At 61.7% G+C, this 18,066-nt stretch carries 15 protein-coding genes and 1 tRNA gene; 4 read left to right on the top strand and 12 right to left on the bottom strand.

All coding sequences use genetic code 11. From position 1 onward, the window contains the following. Positions 1-127: 127 nt before the first annotated feature. Positions 128-736, bottom strand: coding sequence for a GNAT family N-acetyltransferase (locus O6760_RS15230; protein WP_269580565.1), 609 nt, complete (start codon positions 734-736; stop codon positions 128-130). 147 nt (positions 737-883) lie between these two features. Between O6760_RS15230 and O6760_RS15225 the strand changes: the two genes are divergently transcribed. Both O6760_RS15225 and O6760_RS15220 read left to right on the top strand, forming a co-directional pair. Next, a complete protein-coding gene (locus O6760_RS15225; RefSeq protein ID WP_269580564.1) occupies positions 884-1,159 on the top strand; it encodes a flagellar biosynthesis protein in 276 nt (91 codons plus the stop codon). Between the two features lie 125 nt (positions 1,160-1,284). Beyond that, entirely contained in the window at positions 1,285-1,560 is a 276-nt protein-coding gene (locus O6760_RS15220; protein WP_269580563.1) for a flagellar biosynthesis protein, read from the top strand. A gap of 37 nt (positions 1,561-1,597) precedes the next feature. Here the strand turns inward: O6760_RS15220 and flhA are convergent, their stop codons facing one another. From flhA to O6760_RS15175, 9 genes are all read right to left on the bottom strand, one after another. Further along, positions 1,598-3,784 carry a flagellar biosynthesis protein FlhA gene (flhA, locus tag O6760_RS15215; RefSeq protein ID WP_269580562.1) on the bottom strand — a complete coding sequence of 729 codons (2,187 nt, stop codon included), beginning with the start codon at positions 3,782-3,784 and terminating at the stop codon, positions 1,598-1,600. Positions 3,785-3,866: 82 nt separating this feature from the next. Continuing rightward, entirely contained in the window at positions 3,867-5,219 is a 1,353-nt protein-coding gene (gene flbD, locus O6760_RS15210) for a sigma-54-dependent transcriptional regulator FlbD (protein ID WP_269580561.1), read from the bottom strand. 12 nt (positions 5,220-5,231) lie between these two features. Beyond that, positions 5,232-5,567 (bottom strand): flagellar motor switch protein FliN, encoded by a 336-nt coding sequence (gene fliN / locus O6760_RS15205; protein ID WP_269580560.1) that lies wholly within the window; start codon positions 5,565-5,567, stop codon positions 5,232-5,234. Further along, positions 5,564-6,265, bottom strand: coding sequence for a FliH/SctL family protein (locus tag O6760_RS15200; protein WP_269580559.1), 702 nt, complete (start codon positions 6,263-6,265; stop codon positions 5,564-5,566). Before O6760_RS15200 ends, fliN begins: the two co-directional genes overlap by 4 nt. 29 nt (positions 6,266-6,294) lie before the next feature. Then, positions 6,295-7,344 carry a flagellar motor switch protein FliG gene (gene fliG, locus O6760_RS15195; protein WP_269580558.1) on the bottom strand — a complete coding sequence of 350 codons (1,050 nt, stop codon included), beginning with the start codon at positions 7,342-7,344 and terminating at the stop codon, positions 6,295-6,297. Beyond that, positions 7,344-8,960: a flagellar basal-body MS-ring/collar protein FliF gene (gene fliF, locus O6760_RS15190; RefSeq protein WP_269580557.1), complete on the bottom strand. Its 1,617-nt coding sequence runs from the start codon at positions 8,958-8,960 to the stop codon at positions 7,344-7,346. The genes fliG and fliF overlap by 1 nt, the downstream gene beginning before the upstream one ends. Positions 8,961-9,364: 404 nt before the next feature. Then, positions 9,365-9,640, bottom strand: coding sequence for a CtrA inhibitor SciP (gene sciP / locus O6760_RS15185; protein ID WP_068412649.1), 276 nt, complete (start codon positions 9,638-9,640; stop codon positions 9,365-9,367). Positions 9,641-9,975: 335 nt separating this feature from the next. Then, on the bottom strand, positions 9,976-10,635 hold the full coding sequence (locus O6760_RS15180) for a flagellar hook assembly protein FlgD (RefSeq protein ID WP_269580556.1): 660 nt from the start codon (positions 10,633-10,635) through the stop codon (positions 9,976-9,978). Positions 10,636-10,665: 30 nt separating this feature from the next. Then, the gene (locus O6760_RS15175; protein WP_269580555.1) at positions 10,666-12,672 is read right to left on the bottom strand and encodes a flagellar hook-length control protein FliK; all 2,007 of its coding nucleotides are present in this window, start codon (positions 12,670-12,672) and stop codon (positions 10,666-10,668) included. A gap of 344 nt (positions 12,673-13,016) precedes the next feature. Between O6760_RS15175 and mnmA the strand changes: the two genes are divergently transcribed. Both mnmA and O6760_RS15165 read left to right on the top strand, forming a co-directional pair. Then, a complete protein-coding gene (gene mnmA / locus O6760_RS15170) occupies positions 13,017-14,195 on the top strand; it encodes a tRNA 2-thiouridine(34) synthase MnmA (RefSeq protein WP_269580554.1) in 1,179 nt (392 codons plus the stop codon). Positions 14,196-14,308: 113 nt separating this feature from the next. Beyond that, positions 14,309-14,385: transfer RNA gene (locus tag O6760_RS15165), tRNA-Met, on the top strand. Positions 14,386-14,798: 413 nt separating this feature from the next. On the opposite strand, the gene O6760_RS15160 is transcribed toward O6760_RS15165, so the two are convergent. Together O6760_RS15160 and O6760_RS15155 are read right to left on the bottom strand one after the other, a co-directional pair. Continuing rightward, on the bottom strand, positions 14,799-17,090 hold the full coding sequence (locus O6760_RS15160; RefSeq protein ID WP_269580553.1) for an AAA family ATPase: 2,292 nt from the start codon (positions 17,088-17,090) through the stop codon (positions 14,799-14,801). A gap of 118 nt (positions 17,091-17,208) precedes the next feature. Then, positions 17,209-18,066 (bottom strand): ParB N-terminal domain-containing protein, encoded by an 858-nt coding sequence (locus tag O6760_RS15155; RefSeq protein ID WP_269580552.1) that lies wholly within the window; start codon positions 18,064-18,066, stop codon positions 17,209-17,211.

Below are 18,066 nucleotides of genomic sequence, written 5' to 3'. Positions count from 1 at the left end.
CGCAAAGCGGCGTCTCGAAGGAGCGGCCGCACACTTCAGGACAAGCGGTCCCTCCTTCGAGACGCCTGTCTGCGCCAAGCTCCTGAGGATGACGTCAGGTGTCGAGGCAACGCTGTCGCTTCGCGACTTACCCGATCACCGGCACATGCGGTGCCCGGTCCCGGCCAAGAAGCCCCTTCAGCCGCGGGTCGTCGGCCACCTCGATGGCGCGTTTATACGGTTTGAAGCCGCAGGACTGGTAGAAGTGGATCGCCTGCGGGCTGTCGCCGGTGCAGGTGTGCAGCCACAGGCGCTTGGTCTCAGGCCGGGCCCAGGCCATGTCCACCGCCTGCCCCATCAGCCAGCGGCCCAACCCACCGCCGATGGCCCCCGGCACCAGTCCGAAATAGGCAACGACGGGCTCTTCCGGGTTGGCATAGTCCAGTTCCAGAGTGCCGACAGGCTTGCCGTCCTTCATCGGCAGGAACAGTTCGCGCGCCGGCTCGCTCAAGGTCTTCGCCAGAACGGCTTCGTCCTGCTCCAGGCGGCTGAACCAGATCCAGTCCTCGCCGATCTCCCGGAACAGCTTGCGGTATGCCGCGACATCCGGATCCGTCCAGCGTTCCAGCGAGACGTCGCTGCGCGGCGGTGCCAGCGGTTTTTCCGGCGCTTGCAGCATTTCAAGATAGGTGACAACGAAGGCGATTTTCCCGTTCGGAACCTCTGTATAGCCATCCAGATTAAGCACCTGTGTCACCCTTGTTTCTCCATTCTCGAATTGCCTGGGAAGGGCCATAGCAGCCGCACGCCACCACACCAAGGGGCGAATGGCGTATTGCGGATGGTTAACGGCCTGTTAACCACGATTTGGGAGACTGGATCCGTATCCAGGAAAGATGCAGCCATGCCAAAAGTCGGAAACTACGTCCAGCGCGACTACCACAAACGCTTCAGCTCGCAGCGGAAATCGACCTGGTCCGACTACAACAAGGCCTGGGCCAAGCGGCGTCAGGCCTCGGCGCAGAAAATGCAGGAACTGCGCAATCTTGCGAGCACTTTCAACACCATCGGCGTGCAGGCCTCACAGGCCAACACTGTGTTCGTGATGCAGAACCAGGGCCGGGTCGGTGCCTATGCCAACCAGACGGCCGCGATGGCGCGCATCAACGTTCTGGTGTGAAAACCGCCCGCAGGATCATCGCCACCTTCCCTAGCGTTAAAATTTCTCGGATCCGGACACCCCGTTAACCGTTTGGTCATACTTACGGGCGCTATGCTGGCGCAGTCTTTTGAAAAGGCGCTCACATGGCGAAAATTGGGAATTATGTCCACAGGGACACCTATAGCCGCTTCCGCTCACAACGAAAGCCCTCCTGGTCGGATTACAACAAGGCATGGACCAAGCGCCGGCAGGCGTCGGCCAAGCGCCTGGATAAGCTGAACGCGCTGGCCTATACCATGCAGGTGGTCAACACACAGGCTTCGCAGGCCAACACCCTGTTCGTCTTGCAGAACCAGGGACGGCTCGGGCATTACGGCAACCAGACCGCGGCCATGGCCCGGATCAACGTGGTCGTCTGAGCGCACGCTCCTCCTGACCAACGGCGAAACGTCTGCCTCAGATCGATCCGATCGTCTTCAGCTTGATGCGCGGATGGACTTCCGCCTGGCTCATGATGGTGGTGTGCGCCCGGAACCGCTCGACGATGGAGCGCACGAAGGGCCGTGTCTGCGGCGAGGTCAGCAGCACCGGCACCTCACCCTGCTGGGCCGCCTCCTCGAAGGAGTCGCGCACGCGGCCGACGAATTCCTGCAGCTTGCTCGGCTGCATCGCAAGTTGGCGGTCGTCGCCTTCACCGACAATTGCCTCCAGGAAGGCCTGTTCCCATTGCGGCGACAAGGCGATCAGCGGCAGGTAGCCGCCGGGTGACAGGTTGGCCGCGCAGATCTGGCGGCCAAGGCGCGTGCGTACGTGTTCGGCGATGGTGTCGGTGTTGCGGGTCATGCCCGTGGCTTCCGAAACGCCTTCCAGGATGGTGCCCAGGTCGCGCACCGAGATACGCTCGTTGAGCAGGGTCTGCAGCACCCGCTGGACGCCGGAAACGGTGATCTGCGACGGGATCAGGTCTTCCACCAGCTTGGCCTGTTCGCCCTGCAGTTCCTTCAGCAGCTTCTGGACGTCGCCATAGGTCAGAAGCTCGCTGATATTGGCCTTGATGGTTTCCGTCAGGTGGGTCGACAGGACCGTGGCCGGATCGACCACGGTATAGCCGCGCAAGGAAGCATCCTCGCGGTACTGGGCCTCGACCCAGGTGGCCGGCAGGCCGAAGGTCGGTTCGGTCGTGTGCGTGCCCGGCAGTTTCACCTGTCCACCGGCCGGATCCATCACCATGAAATGGTTCGGATAGAGCACACCGCGCCCGGCCTCGACCTCCTTGACCTTGATGACGTAGTCGTTGGCGCCGAGCTGGATATTGTCGAGGATGCGCACGGGCGGCATGATCACGCCCATGTCGCCGGCGACCTGGCGGCGCAGGGCCTTGATCTGCTCCGTCAGGACATCTCCCTCGCTGGTGGCCTTGCCGTTGATCAGCGGCAGCAGCGCGTAGCCGAGCTCGATCCGCAGCTCGTCCATTTTCAGCGCATCCGTGATCGGCGGCTCCGGCGGCGGCTTCGGCGCGGCCTCGATCGCCTTGACCTGCGCGGCCTTGGCCTTCTCCTGTTTCTTGGTCGAGCTCACCTTGTAGGCCAGATAGCCCGCGAGGCCCGCCAGGGCGAAGAAGGGGATCATCGGCATGCCCGGCAGCAGGGCCAGGATGACCATCACCACCGCGGACATGCCGAGCGCTTTCGGGTAGCCGGTGAACTGGCTGGCCAGCGCCTTGTCGGCGGCGCCGTGAACCCCCGCCTTGGAGACCAGCAGGCCGGCTGCGGTCGACACGATCAGGGCCGGGATCTGGGAAACCAGACCGTCGCCGATCGTCAGCAGCGTGTAGTTGTTGGCCGCTTCCGAGAAGGACAGCTCCATCTGGGCAACGCCGATGAAAATGCCGCCGAGAATGTTGATGAAGGTGATCAGCAGGCCGGCGATGGCATCGCCGCGCACGAATTTCGAGGCACCGTCCATCGCTCCGAAAAAGGAACTTTCGTCCTCCAGCGCCTTGCGCCGCGACTTGGCCTCGGCCTCATCGATCAGGCCTGCGGAGAGATCGGCGTCGATCGCCATCTGCTTGCCCGGCATGGCATCCAGGGTGAAGCGGGCCGCCACTTCGGCAATACGGCCGGAACCCTTGGTGATGACGACGAAGTTCACGATCACCAGGATCGCGAAGACAATGATCCCGATGACGAAATTGCCGCCCATGACAAGGTTGCCGAAGGACTGGATGACGTTGCCGGCAGCCGCCGTGCCTTCGTGGCCATTGGACAGGATCAGGCGCGTCGAGGCGATGTTGAGACCGAGCCTCAGCATGGTCGCGATCAGCAGAACCGTCGGGAAGGACGAGAATTCCAGCGGTTTCTGGATGAACAGCCCGGTCATCAGGATCATGACCGAGAAAATGATCGACACTGCCAGGAACGTGTCCAGCATCACCGGCGGCATCGGCAGGATCAGCAGGGTCAGGATCACCAGAATACCGGTCGCAAGGCCGATATCGCCCTTGCGCAGCGTATCGATCAGCTCCTGCATGCTGGGCAGGCCGGACAGGCCGGCGCCGGCCTGTGGAGCCGTCGCCTGCTGTTCAGGAGCGCTCCCTTCCGGGGCGCCTGGTCCGCCTTGTCCGCCTGCTGCCGTGTCCGACATTCCGCTTGCCGTTCCTCACCTGCGCCGACCGTTCAATTTCCGGCGGCGCTGTCGTCTGTTGTGCCCTGCAGGGCCGGTTTCCTCAGGCGCGGGCTTCGCCCGGCCCCGGCACGCTGATGCCTTCATCGGTATATTGATTCAGCTTGTTGCGCAGCGTGCGGATCGAGATACCCAGAATTTTCGCAGCGTGGGTCCGGTTGCCCAGGCAATGGTCCAGCGTGTCCAGGATGAGATCGCGTTCCACGTCGGCCACCGTGCGCCCGACAAAGGACCGGGTGACGGCTTCCGCCGTTTGCGCCGCCCGTTCGGCGGGGCTCCCGGTTCCGGCCAGGGGAGAGCCGTCGGGCATGCGGATCGCCTCCACGCCGATTTCCTCTCCGTTCGCCAGCAGGACCGCCCGGTGCATGGTGTTTTCCAGCTCGCGCACATTGCCCGGCCAGGGATTTGACATCAGCGCCTGGCGGGCCTCAGCCGCAAGCGGCCTGACCGGCACGCCGTTGGCCTCCGAATAGTGTTTGATGAAGAACTGGGCGAGTTCCATGATGTCTGCCGGCCGCTCACGCAACGCCGGCAGCTTCAGATTGACCACGTTCAGGCGGAACAGCAGGTCCTCGCGGAACTGGCCCTGCCGCACGCTCTCCGCAAGATCCCGGTTGGAGGTCGCCAGGATGCGGATATTCACCGGCACCGGGCGCGTGCCGCCGACCCGGTCGATCACCCGTTCCTGCAAGGCCCGCAGCAGCTTGGCCTGAAGGCGCACGTCCATTTCCGAAATTTCGTCGAGAAGCAGCGTGCCGCCGTCCGCTTCCTCGAACTTGCCGATACGGCGCGCCACGGCGCCCGTGAAGGCCCCTTTCTCGTGGCCGAACAATTCGGATTCCAGCAGATGTTCCGGGATGGCGGCGCAGTTGATCGAGATGAAAGGTTTGGAAGCCCGGTTGGAGCATTTGTGCACGTGGCGGGCGATCACCTCCTTGCCGGTGCCCGATTCCCCGGTGATCAGCACGGACGCTTCGGAAGGCGCAACCTGCTCGGCCAGCTTGACCACCGTGGCCATGGTGTCGTCGCGGTAGATCAGGTCACCGCGTTCCTGCGCAACGGCAGCCAGAACCGCCGCGATCATCTCCGGATCCGGCGGCAGCGGGATGTATTCCTTGGCACCGGCCCGAATGGCAGAGACGGCAGCCTGCGCGTCGGTCTCGATGCCGCAGGCCACGACCGGGACATGAACCCTTTCGTCCTGGAGTTTCTGGATCAGGCCGGCAATGTCGAGATGCACCTCGACCATCAGGAGATCGGCGCCCCGGCCGGACCTGAGAACCTTCAACGCGCCTTCGATGTCATCCGCATGGGTGACCTGCGCCCCGCTCTGCATGGCGATTTTCGAAGCCGTGGTCAGTTGGCCGCCGAGGGTTCCGACAATTAACAGACGCATCCGCGTGTCTTCCTATCGATCCGTCTTGATGATTTCCGTCATGGTCACGCCGAGCTTGTCTTCCACAAGGACGACTTCACCACGCGCGACCAGCCGGTCATTCACATAAATATCGATGGCCTCGCCGACCTTCCGGTCAAGCTCGAGAACGGTGCCCGAGGCCAGCTTGAGCAGGTCCGAGACATGCATGCGCGAATGGCCGAGCACCGCCGATATCCGGACCGGGACATCGAACACGGCTTCCAGGTCGGCAGCGGACTGCGGTTCGCGCACCTCGCCTTCGCCGAGGGAGCGCTCGGGCGCTTCCAGCTCGTCAAGCGGGATATTGGTTTCCTGTTCGTCGCTCATACGTCAGTGTCCTTTTCCGCCGACGCGCCGGACGGATTTCCGCGTTTCTCTGAACTGCGCGCCCGCAAGTAGGCACGGATACTCGCATCGATTTCGGTTTCGAGTGCCTTCCGGTTCCGCCGGATGCCGCCATCCGCCCACTCGATATGACAGTCGCCGCGCGCGATCTCGGGTTCTCCGAGCAGGACCAGCCGTCCCTCGAACCCCTTCTCGTGAACGATGGGGTCCACCTGGGCCTTGAGGGCCTCCAGGTCCTTCTCCGCGATACGGATGACAAGATGCGGCGCCTTGCGCAGCGGTCCCAGGCATTCTGACACCAAAGCCACCGTCTCGGCCAGCGGCTGGCGTGCAATCAGGTGGGCGCACAGCCGTCTAGCCACAAGAAAAGCAAGACTGACGGCATCCTTCTCGCGGGCTGCCTGGATATCGTCCAGCGATTGCAGGACATTGCCGACGGCCGCCACGAGCTGACCAACTTCCGCGGTCAGGAGGGTCTCCTGTTTGGTCTGCAAATCCTGCAAGGCCTTGACCCGGCCTTCCTCGAACGCCTGCGCCCTGGCCTCCTTCAGGAGCTTCTTGTGCTCAGCCACCGGAATCATCGGGATTTCCGGTTCGCTCGGGGCAACCTCTTCCGGCTCTTCCGGCTCGGAGAAGTCGACGTTGAACAGAAATTTCGACGGGTTGGTCATGCTGCCCATTCTGTTGTAGCTACCTGCCGATTGCCTCATCAGTAGATAATTTCATCCTCGCCCTTGGACTTGGAAATCATGATCTCGCCCTTCGCCGCAAGATCCTTAGCCTTGTTCACCATGCTGGTCTGGGCCTCGTCCACGTCACGCAGGCGCACGGGTCCGAGAGCGTCCATGTCGTCCAGCAGAAGCTTGGCCGCACGCGAGGACATGTTGCCGAAGAAGAATTCGCGCGCATTGTCGGTCGATCCCTTGAGCGCAATCGCCAGCTGATCCTTTTCCACGTGCCGGAGCAGCGTCTGCGCGCTGGCCGCGTCGAGCTTCAGCAGATCGTCGAAGGTGAACATCAGCGTCTTGATCCGGTCGGCCGCCTCGCGGTTGTCCTCTTCGAGCGCCGCCAGGAACCGGGCCTCGGTCTGGCGGTCGAAATTGTTGAAGATCTCCGCCATCATCTCGTGGCTGTCGCGCCGGGACGTGTTGGTCAGGTTCGACATGAATTCGACCCGGAGCGTCTGCTCGACCTTTTCCAGGACTTCCTTCTGGACCGCGTCCATGCGCAGCATCCGGCTGACGACTTCCAGCGCAAGCTCTTCCGGCAGGATGCCGAGCACTCGGGCGGCATGGTCGGAATTGATCTTCGACAGCACCACGGCCACGGTCTGCGGGTATTCGTTCTTCAGGTAGTTGGCGAGCACGTTCTCCTGCACGTTGGAGAGCTTCTCCCACATGTTGCGTCCGGCCGGTCCCCGGATCTCCTCCATGATGATGTTGACCTTGTCTCCCGGCAGGAAGCTGGCCAGAAGCCGCTCGGTCGCATCGACGTTCCCGGTCAGGGCTCCCTTGGAGCTGACACGGCGGACGAAATCCTTGAACAGGTCCTCGAGCATGTTCGGCGTGACCGGACCCAGATTGGCCATGGCGGCCGACACCTGGCGCACCTCGATTTCGTCCAGCTTGGCCCAGATCGGCGAGCCGTGCTCCTCGCCGAGCGCCAGCAGAAGAACCGCCGCGCGCTCGGCGCCCTTCAGTTCGCGTTCTTCGTGGTCCGCGCTGACCTGGAGCTGTTGCTGGAGTTGATCGCTAACCATCAGGCCGCCTGCTCATCCAGCCAGCCGCGGACGATGTTCACCGCTTCCGTCGGATGATCCTTGATCATGCCCCCCACCTTGGCAATGGAGCTTGCCTGCATCGCGCCTTCCTGCTTGGCCTGTTCAAGCCATTCGATAACGAATTCCTCCTCTTCCGGTTCGTCCTGCGGCACCTCGGTCTCGACCACCAGCGTGCCATCCGGTCCGATCATCAGCTCCTGCGGCTGCTTTTCTTCCGGTGTCACGATCCGGCGCAGCAGCGGGCGGACGACGAACAGGAGCAGCAGCAGCGCGATCAGGAACAAGACCCCCAGTTCCGCGAAGCGGATGATGTCGTCGCGCGTGAACTCGAACAGCCCGTCGCTCTCCGCCAGCAGGTCATCCTGCGGCGGCAGCGCGAATTGAAGGTTCACCACTTCAACCGTGTCGCCGCGCGCGGCATCGAAACCGACCGCCGAGCGGACCAGGACCGCGATCCGGTCCAGCGTCTCCTGGGACCGCGGCGTATAGACATTGCCGCCGTCGTCGCCCGGCTGGTAGGTGCCGTCCACCAGAACCGCGACCGACAGCCGCTTGACCTGGCCGGCCTCGACGATCTCGGTGCGGGTCGACTTGGAAATCTCGTAGTTGGTGATTTCCTCGATCAGCGTCGCGGTATCCCGGCCACCTTCCTCGCCCTGTCCGCCTTCCTGGTTCGGCAGCTGGTTGCCGACCGTGACCTGCCCGTTCCGGGACACGGAGGAGCTGGCCTCTTCCTTGGACTGCGTGGAGCGAACCACCTGCCCTTCCGGATCGAAGGTTTCGGTCGTCTCGGTCAGGCGGTTGTAGTCGACCTCCGCATTGACCCTGACGCGGGCCCGTCCGGGACCGACCACCGAATTCAGGATTTCCTCGATCTGGTTGCGCAAGCGGCTCTCGACGGCCACGGTCCGCTCCTGAAGAGAGGCGGAGACCATGCCGTCCTCGTCGTTGCCGACGCCGGAGGCCAGCAGCCGGCCGCTTTCGTCGACGATCGACACCCGGTCCGGGTCCAGCCCGTCAACCGCGGTGGCCACCAGGTGCTGCACCGCGCGGATTTCGCCGGGTCCGAGCGCACCGCGCACATTCAGCACGATGGAAGCCGACGGCGGACGGCGGTCCCGCTGGAACAGCTGCCGCTCGGGGATCACCAGGTGAACGCGTGCCGCACGGATCCGGTCCAGCGACCCGATGGTCCGGGAGAGTTCGCCTTCCATGGCGCGCAGGTGATTGATGTTCTGGACGAAGCTGGTGGCTCCCAGCGTGTCGGTCCGGTCGAAGATCTCGTAACCGATCGAGCCGCCCGTCGGCAGGCCTTCCGCCGCCAGCTGCATCCTCAGCCGGGCCACCTGTTCCCTCGGAACCAGGATGGTCGACCCTTCGCGCTTCAGCTCGAACTGCACGCCCTGGCCTTCCAGCTGGGTGACGATGGCCGCGCTGTCTTCCAGCGTGAGCTCATTGTAGAGCGTTGTCATCTGGGGAGCCGTGACGCGGAAGATGATGAACGCAAACACGCCGATCAGGATCGCGGCAACCGCGCCCATTGCGGCGATACGCGCCGGTCCCAGTGTTTTTATGAATTCAGTCAATCCGTTCACGAATGCCCGCCCGCATCTGAAACATGCCTTGAATCCGTTATTGTTGGAGTCGGCTCGGCATGCCACACCTTCGATGGGCAAAATTTGCCGCCCTGAGGGTTAACAAGAGGTTAACAAACTCTTTACCACTCTACCGGATCGGCAGTTTCCTGCGGTTTCTTATAATGCAAAACGCAACTGAGGTGGGGAAAAACTGCCGACCTTATTAATTTTTGGATAAGTTCCCCAAAGGTCATGCGGCACCCTGCCATCGCCGGCGGTGAACGGAACCGCGCACGGGGACAGTGACCACCAGCAAGGTGGGCGAACCGCTTCACTCAAGGATAAAAAAGAAAAAAGGCCGGCAAAAGCCGACCCCCTCGAAGACGCAGCCGCGGCCGCGCCTCATGTCCAAATGTGTCCGGTCAGTTCCGGTATTGCTGGACCCGGGTTGCGCGCAATCCGGCCAACCCGTGTTTCTCGATGGAACTTTGCCAGGAGAGGAATTCCTCAACCGTCAAAGTGTATCTTTGACAGGCCTCTTCGAGGGACAACAGTCCCCCTCGAACGGCCGCCACCACTTCCGCCTTTCGGCGAATGACCCACCGCTTCGTTGAAGTCGGCGGCAGGTCCGCAATGGTAAGCGGGCTTCCGTCGGGGCCGATAACATATTTTACACGCGAACGAATCTGTTCGGTCATTGTACTCTCACACTAACCATGACCAAGGTTCATTGGAGACTACAAGATGACGCTTAACAAACGACTAAAGCAAAGTTGTGATTTTATTAACTATAAAATCGAAATTTAGTGAATGATATTTAGGAAAATACAAATCTTAACACTCAATTTGTAAATAGATATATTAGAGTTTGTTAACCATAATGCTTAACCCGTGCATTTTGCGAGGCAATTCGATCTCCCTGCCAAATTGCGGCCCCACCGTCCACCCCTGTATTCAGGCCAAACGACCGGCAAAAAAACAGGCCCCGGAAAGGATCCGGGGCCTATGCATCAAACGCTCGGCGGGAAATGGGTCAGGACGGCCGGGCGACCGAGGTCACGGAATCGACCGGAAACTCCTGATTGCCCACCCTCAGGACCGGCTCGCCACTCGACCAGTCCACCTGGTCGACAATGCCCGACACCGTGGTGCGCACGGTTTCGGGACGGCTGGAAGCGTCTTTCATGTCGAACGAAATGGTATAGAGACCGTCGACGGCCTGCTGTCCGCTGTCGGTACGCCCGTCCCAGCTGAAGGTGCCGCTGCCGGCATCGAGCTCGATATCGCCGCTATAGACGATGGCGCCGCTCGAATTGCGGATCTCGAAGCTTCCCGTTGCTTCCTCGGTGATATCGTAGGCCCAGCTCGCCTGGCTGCCGGTCAGGGTCGTCGTGGACGCATCCGCCGTGACCTCGTTGCCGATATAGCTGACGTAACTCAGGCTCTGGTTGGCCTGCAGCGTGGCCATGATGTCTTCAAGGTTCTGGTTCTGCTTGATCGCCTGTTCGACATTCGAATATTGCACCAGCTGATTGGTATATTCGGCCGAGTCCAGCGGGTCGAGCGGGTCCTGGTTCTGGATCTGCGTCGTCAGAATGCTCAGGAACAGCTCGTAGTCGGCTATCAGGCCCGCGGTGCTGTTGGCGGCATCGCTCTGGGTGGCCGTTGACGTTGCTGAGGAAATAGTGGTCATGCATCACTCCCGGGACGGGTCCCGTCCCTTCTATACTTTCATGTCCAGACCGCCGCGCTGCGCGGCAAGCATCAGACGGACCCGGTCGGTCATCTCCGGCTCCGTTTCAGCATCAACTTCGGAACCGCTGCCGCCAGGGCCGGCCGGCTGCTCCCGGTCACCCTGGCCCGAGGCAAATTCCTGTCCGCCGTCCTGCTTCAGCGAAAATTGCAGGTTGTCGCTGTCCGGGTTCAGCCCGGCGGCTTCCAGGGCCCGCTCCAGTCCCCGCTGATCCCGCAGGAACATGTCCAGGGTTTCGGGCCGGTCCACGATCAGGTGCGCCTGCACGCTGCCGTCGGCACCGACACGCATGTTGACCTCGACCCGGCCGAGTTCCGGCGGATCGAAGCGCATCTGGAAATGGGTCTGGCCGTTTTTCAGGTTGCGGGCAATTTCAGCCGCGACCTGGGTCGCCACATGGGCGGATTGGGTCTGGTTCGGTGTCTGCAGGCTTTCGGTCCGGACCGCGCCATGCAGGTCGCCCCCGCGTACGGTCGCCGAGGTGAACTCGGTTGCCGCTCCCGGCTCGAGGTCCGAAAGCGGAACCTCCCCGTCATCGGGGATCACCGCGGCGGCAAGCGCGGCCGCTGCAACAGGGGCAGCCCCTGCGCCAGGGGCCGCTGTCCGCCCGCCGGGCTCCGGCCCGGCATTCGCCGCGGCGTTACCGGCGGCACTGCCGCCGCCCGTCTTGACCTGGGCCTGTGAAACAGTCGCCTCCGCGCCCGGTTTGTTGAGCAGGCTCACCGTTTCCGGATCAAGCTCCGCCGGCAACGCTTCGCCGGAGGACACCGTCAATGGCACGTCCGTGGCCGTGCCCACGAGCTGCGCGGGCACGGCGGTGACCGCCTGCTGCCCGCCCGCGGCAGGTGTGGCCTGTTTGCCTGTGGCGGTCGTGGCGGCCCCGGCGGGCTGCATCACGGCCTGACCGGTCACCTGGGCGTCCGGAACGTCAACGGCAGGAGACGGCACCGGCCCGTTTTGTACCGAAGCCTGTTGAGAGGCGGCCGCGGACGTCGTGCCTTCCGGCAAGGTCACCGGAAGCTCCGCCGCGGGCGCGGCAACGGGCACGGCGCTCTCAAGCTGGGCGGCACCGGGCTGGACCGGCGCGGTTGCTGCCCTCGCGGCTCCGGCACCCGCCTGCACCACCGGCGCAAGCGGCGCGGCGGCCCGGTTCTGGGCCACCGGAGCGGCCTGCGGCGCCGGCGCACGGAATTCTTGCGGCAATTCGTTTTGCCAGCGCCGCCCCGGCGACGTCACGACCGGTCCGGCCGCCTCATCGGGAATGGCCGGTCCGTCCTTGCCCTGCCCTGCCGCGGCTGCCCTCTGCAATCCATTGGCCGCATTCGCGTTGGCGACGTCCGGCGGCACCGGCGCCTGGCCGCCGGGCTGCCCCGGCGCCATGCCATGCGGAACACCATTCACCGTTGCCCCGGAGCCGGAAGCGGCAGCCTCCGGCGGGACGGCGCCCGGCACGGCTCCGCTGCTCTCGGCCATCCCGGCAGGAGGCGCGGGCACAAGCTCCGGCGCAACCGGTACAGGCACGGCTCCGGCCAGCGCCGCCTCGGCAGTTTCCTGGGCGGACTGGTCAGCCTCGCCCTCAATCGCACCGTCAAGCGCGCCCTGAAGCGGCAATTGCGGATCGGCACCGGCCACGGCCAGGCTTGCCGCTGCCCCGGACCCCTCTGCGGGCACAACAACAGGCGCCTCCACCGGGGGCTGCGCAATCGCGACCGGTTCGCCCACCAGGGCCTTCAGAGCCTCGATCGCCTCATCGGCCGCGCCAGACGGCACCGCCGCCTTGAATCCGGAGACCGGCCGAACAGCGTCCTGCTGCCCCTGGCCGGTGGCAACCTTCAGCTCCTCGGCAAAGACAGTCCCGCCCGCTCCCGGAAGGGCAGCTCCGGCGGCATCGGCAGCCGCGCCCGCACCGAAAGCGCCTCCGGCACCAGCGGCCAGCGCCCCGGCCGATACATCCGTTGTCAGTCCAAATGGCAGCACATTTGCCCCCAGATCTGCGCCCGTAGCGTCGGGCAGATTTCGTCACAGGACATAAAGCAAACATCGGGCCAACCGGAGCAGACCGGAAAACCCGTTGACTTCATTGACAAAAAATCAGAACCGCAGACTTAAGCCCCTCCGGCCGGGCGGCAAGGATTGCCGGTCGGGCAAAGCGTGCCTGCCATGCAGGGCGGGCAATTGGCACCGGGCGCCCTTATCTGTATAGTGCCGCCAACTTTGAAACAGGCCTTGAGATCGGCGCCTGTCCCCGCTCCATGCGGCGGACCTGGAGGACACATGCCTCCGGCGTGCGAAATCGGCCAGGACTTCTGGAAGCTTGAGAAATGCGAAACAGTCTGGATCTGCCCGGCCGCCCGGAGGATACGCGTGTCGTCGTCGCCATGTCCGGCGGCGTCGACAGCTCGGTCGTGGCCGCGTTGATGAAGGCGGAAGGCTATGACGTCATCGGCGTCACCCTGCAGCTTTACGACCATGGCGCCGCCGTCGCCAAGGCCAAGTCCTGTTGCGCCGGCGTCGACATTCACGATGCCCGCCGCGCGGCGGAAAAGATCAGCATCCCCCATTACGTGCTCGACTATGAAAGCCGTTTCAAGGAACAGGTCATGGACCGGTTCGCCGACAGCTACATTGCCGGCGAGACCCCGATCCCATGCGTCTCCTGCAACCAGACGGTCAAGTTCACCGACCTTTTGAAGACCGCGAAGGATCTCGGCGCGGACGCGCTGGCGACCGGTCACTACGTGCGCTCCTCCCAGAAGGGCAACAAGCGCGGGCTCTACCGCCCGGCGGATCTCGACCGCGACCAGAGCTACTTCCTGTTCGCCACCACCCAGGAGCAGCTCGATTTCGTCCGCTTCCCGCTCGGCGGCATGCCCAAGGCGAAGGTGCGCGAACTCGCCGCCGAATTCGGCCTGTCGGTTGCCAACAAGCCGGACAGCCAGGACATCTGCTTCGTGCCCAATGGCGATTATGCCGAGGTGATCCGCAAGCTGCGCCCCAACGCCGCCGAACCGGGCGAGATCGTCCACATGGACGGCCGCGTTCTGGGGCGGCACGAAGGCATCATCCATTATACGATCGGCCAGCGCCGCGGCCTGGGTGTCGCCACCGGCGAGCCGCTTTACGTGGTCCGTCTCGATCCGGAGGAACGCCGCGTCGTGGTCGGCCCGCGCGAGGCCCTTGCGACCCGCACCATCCTGCTGCGTGACATGAACTGGATCGGCGACCAGCCGCTGGACGAGGGCGACGAGATCGAGCTCTTCGCCAAGGTCCGCTCGACCCGGCCGCCCGCACCGGCCTCCTTGCGCATCCTGAACGGCAAGGCCTTTGTCGACCTCAGCCAGGGCGAGACGGGCGTCGCGCCGGGCCAGGCCTGCGTCTTCTTCGATTCAGACGACGACACCGCCCGTGTGCTCGGCGGCGGCTGGATCCACAAGACCGAGCGCACCGGCACCTGGACGATCGATTTTCCACAGGCCGAAAGCCCGGTTTCCGCCGCCTGAGGCTTGTCCCAAAACTTTGCGCGCGGGCGCGGATTCAACGCTTGACGCCCGCCCGCCGCCTCACTATAAGCACCCCACATTGCGCGGGTCGCCAAGGCCCGGACGCCTTGGATGGCGGAGTAGCTCAGCTGGTTAGAGCAGCGGAATCATAATCCGCGTGTCGGGGGTTCAAGTCCCTCCTCCGCTACCATTTCCTGAATTGTCCGATCCGGAGACAATGCAGATTTCCCGACTGCGCTCGTCTGCTCTGACTTCCCACAGCCACCGATAGATACTGTAGCGCGCAAGTTCGTTTGGCAAATCGCGCAACTTCATTTGGCACCCGTTTTTTTGCGCGATTGTAGCTTTATCGATGCTTTATTCCGCGTTGATTAGCCCGCTTTCTTTGAGCCTTAATTTGGGTTCGAAGGGATTGTACGGCTCAGGGCTCACAAACCACCAGCAGATCTCTTTTAAACGACTAACTGTCATTGCCAGGTTGGTCCTATATGGCAATGCCTATGTTCCCTGAAAACCGACATTCGATGGTCGCCGCCGCCCTCGCTTCAGACGCGCACACGACTGCACAATGTTACGGCCGCGTGTACAAGCAATCCGATTGCATCATGTGGCCTTACACTGCTTGCGGATCGCCTCAGTGTGGTCGGCATCAGCTGCCGCCATCAGCTCGAGAAGCGCGGCGTTCGCATCCCGCGTCTCCTCAATCGTCATCGAGGAATGCGAGATAAGATCATCGAGGCTGTCAGAGTGTGACTCCACCTGGATCAAGCGGTCCAAGGCCTTGATACGGACGTCATCGATATCGGGATACTTCTTTGTCAGAGTTTCGAGCTTCTGTAGCAGTGGGTGGCTTCCGGGAACCTTAAAGGCGAGAAACACGTCCAGAACCCTCCGGATCACATTGGGCATCATGAACCAGTAATCTGAGTATCCGGCACCGGCTGCTTCGAACTGAAGCATTTTGTGGCACAGGAAGTGGTATTCGGAGTCGTAAGCAGAAAGCTGAGATGGCAGTTTAACAATGCGGGCGCTCCTGGCGCCTGAGCCCTCAGGTATTGAAACATCAAGGAAAAGCAACGCTGCCGTCGGAGGGTCGGCCTTGGCCGGGTTCCGCCAAGCTTTTTTGAATTCGTTCATACAGTTCTGATTGTGGGTCAGAATGAATAGTTGTGCTGCCCCGGTCAGGCGCGAGCGAATTAGCGAACAGGCATAATTCATGGCCTTGGTGTCGAGGCTTGAGATCGGATCGTCGATGACCAGGATCAGGTCTTTGAGCGCTCGTCCGTCAGCCTCCAACGATGAAATGAAGTAGCAGAGCGCGATAGCAGTCTTCTCGCCTTCGCTGGGCGCTCCTTTGACAATCTTGTTGTGGCGATGCAGCTCGTACCCCTCGTCGGCCGCGAATATCGTCAGTTCACCGTGGCCTAGGTACGCGCGAACAAGCTTTGTTATTTGATCGGCGGCAGGGCCATGTGTTCGCACCTTCGCGCTGAGTTCAGCAATATGACCTTCCAGCTTCTCAATCTCATTACCGGCAGAGCTGACCCGTCCGTTCGCTTCCTCAAGCGTCTTCTTGAGCACAGCGTAATTGTCATGCCCTTCGGCAAGATAATGCTTCTTGATGGCATCTCGGGCATCGTCCTGGCGTCTCGCAAAATGCGTGGAAGCTTCGTTGTGCTCGCGAATAACGGCATTCTGCACTTCGATGGCCTCTTCTATGTCTTTGCATCCTGCAGCGATCTCGTCGGACCCAAGTAGATTATGCTTCACAGCAATGGTTGGCTGCTCCAAGCGAGCGGCCAAAATTCGGGACGCTTCCTCGATTAGAGGGACAAGTCTCTTCAGACAGCTGTCTGTGTGCTGGCGAGCAGCAGTGTACTGCTCTTGAAGCTGCAATTCGAGTTCGGCGGTCTTAGGCCAGTCGCCCGCAGCGGACCTGATCCCGGTCAGAAGTGCCCACGCTCTAGCGTTCGCGTCTTTCAAGTCTGAAAGTAGCTTCGAGAGGCGGTCGTCCAGCGCCTGAGCGAGTTTCTGTTTCCGGGCGTCGCTGATTGGGTTTCCGCAAAGCAGACAGGTCTCGAGGCTGTTCCCACTGTGATAATCTTGGCCAATCTTCAGCCAGGGAACCATCGAAGGGTGGTTTTCCATTTCATCCAGCACCACCGTCCCGATACTAAGTTCCGCGAAATGCCGTGCGCCTTCCACCGTTTTGCGGACGCCCTCAACGTCTACGGCAATGGCTCCCAAAGGAGGCGGCGGCGCTGAGAGGCGGGCTACTTCAACCAGTGCAGCAAGGGCTTCTTGCTCCAACCTTGAACTCTCGTCATATGGAAGTTTTTCGTAGTCCTTCACCAGCTGTCCGGCCTCGTACCTGCGATTGCCCAGATGCAGTGAGCCTGCTATCAGCTTGGCTCGCTCCGTGCGGTAGCTCTTAAGCGCCTTTTCCCGCTCGCTAGCGATGTTGTTTTCCGAATCCCGTAACCGCTTCTTCTCCTCAAGTGCCTGCTGCGCCCTACGACGTGCAGCCACAAGATCGGACTGCTCTTCGCTGATATAGAAGATCGACGATGCTCGACCTTCCTGCCACTGCAGATTCCGAGCGATGAAGTCCTCATTGAAGACGCAAATACGGCTCTCAAGACCATTTAGCGCGCTTGGCGCCTTGAACGTTACATCGTCATCAAGCGCAATCTCAAAGCTGCAACCAACCGGCAGATCTTCTTGAATTTTGCCCGTCTCAAGGCAGGCAAAGACTCTCGACAATGTGCTCTTGCCAGACCCATTGAACCCGTAAACGAGATTAAATCGGCGGAATGGCGGGATGTCTTCTTGGGCGGTCTTGTCGGCCAAAATACCGACGCCCGCTAACGTCTTTATCTTTGAGATTGTAGCCATGCCCGAGCCCTTCTTGCATATTCTGCACCGGTGCCTTCATCTAATGCTCGAGCGTATCAAAGTGCGTCGTGGTTGAAATCCCCTTTGAAGTACACGCTAAAGATTTTTGTCTCTGGCTTCATCCTCGCCAGTTGGTGCCCGATAGCCATCGTTCGCTTTTCACGATCTCGATTATCTCCTGTTTGTGCAAGCGAAACAGGATTCTCCGACTAGCCCTAGGAAGTTTAGAAAAACCGTTGATTGTTCTTCTGAAAACTCGGTCGGTCTCTGTCTCGGGTCTCCCCCCGTCAAGCAATGTCAACGCGTCCTTGATCGTTGCTGCTTCCGGCTCGTCTCCGGTTACGAGATCCATGACTTTGCCCTGAATCTCGGGATCAAGACGACCGAGCGCTCTGAGGTCAGCTTGCACCTCGGCGAACTGCGTCCCTTTCAGGCGCTCACGAGTCGTCGGTGACAAGGCATCGAAAACCTGGACTGCGAACCTAATGGAGCGTTCGGACAGCCCGGTGGTTTCTGCAGCGTTTTTACAGAAGGCAAAGATTGCCATTTGATTTTCGTCTTTGTTTTTAAACCGTTGGCTTTTTCGATCACCTCCACGCCGGGCACTTGGATGAAGATCCTCGTAGACCCGCTTCAGCTCGCTCAGAGCCTCGCATCTTTCCAGTGCGTTGAAGTTCTTGCGGCCGAGGTTCTCCAGGATTTCGTGCAGACGTATTTCGTCAGCGGAGTGCTCGGATGACGGTTCCAGTACCCTGGCATTGATCTCTCGCCATCTGGCAAGCTTTGCCGCGGTGAAACGATGAGCGCCTGCGACCAGCGTATAGCGTTTGCCGTTCTCAACCACGTCGATTGGGGTCTTCTGCCCCATCTCCTTAAACATGTCTCGAAGGCATTCTGCCCAGTCCTGATCGACCTCCCGAATTCGGTCCTCGGGGATATCGATTTGGGATAGTTTAATGGGTTGATAAACGCGCAA

The sequence above is a fragment of the Roseibium sp. Sym1 genome (assembly GCF_027359675.1).
Classification (GTDB): Bacteria; Pseudomonadota; Alphaproteobacteria; order Rhizobiales; family Stappiaceae; genus Roseibium.
The sequence above is the reverse complement of the archived record's forward strand: the minus strand, read 5'-3'. Positions and strand labels throughout refer to the sequence as shown.

What these genes read in the sequence shown, in the direction of transcription:
- O6760_RS15180 (WP_269580556.1), bottom strand. Translation starts at nt 10,635, where the DNA reads ATGACCACTATTTCCTCAGCAACGTCAACGGCCACCCAGAGCGATGCC.
- mnmA (WP_269580554.1), top strand. Translation starts at nt 13,017, where the DNA reads ATGCGAAACAGTCTGGATCTGCCCGGCCGCCCGGAGGATACGCGTGTC.
- fliN (WP_269580560.1), bottom strand. Translation starts at nt 5,567, where the DNA reads ATGAGCGACGAACAGGAAACCAATATCCCGCTTGACGAGCTGGAAGCG.
- O6760_RS15200 (WP_269580559.1), bottom strand. Translation starts at nt 6,265, where the DNA reads ATGGGCAGCATGACCAACCCGTCGAAATTTCTGTTCAACGTCGACTTC.
- O6760_RS15225 (WP_269580564.1), top strand. Translation starts at nt 884, where the DNA reads ATGCCAAAAGTCGGAAACTACGTCCAGCGCGACTACCACAAACGCTTC.
- fliG (WP_269580558.1), bottom strand. Translation starts at nt 7,344, where the DNA reads ATGGTTAGCGATCAACTCCAGCAACAGCTCCAGGTCAGCGCGGACCAC.
- sciP (WP_068412649.1), bottom strand. Translation starts at nt 9,640, where the DNA reads ATGACCGAACAGATTCGTTCGCGTGTAAAATATGTTATCGGCCCCGAC.
- O6760_RS15160 (WP_269580553.1), bottom strand. Translation starts at nt 17,090, where the DNA reads ATGGCTACAATCTCAAAGATAAAGACGTTAGCGGGCGTCGGTATTTTG.
- flhA (WP_269580562.1), bottom strand. Translation starts at nt 3,784, where the DNA reads ATGTCGGACACGGCAGCAGGCGGACAAGGCGGACCAGGCGCCCCGGAA.
- O6760_RS15220 (WP_269580563.1), top strand. Translation starts at nt 1,285, where the DNA reads ATGGCGAAAATTGGGAATTATGTCCACAGGGACACCTATAGCCGCTTC.
- flbD (WP_269580561.1), bottom strand. Translation starts at nt 5,219, where the DNA reads ATGCGTCTGTTAATTGTCGGAACCCTCGGCGGCCAACTGACCACGGCT.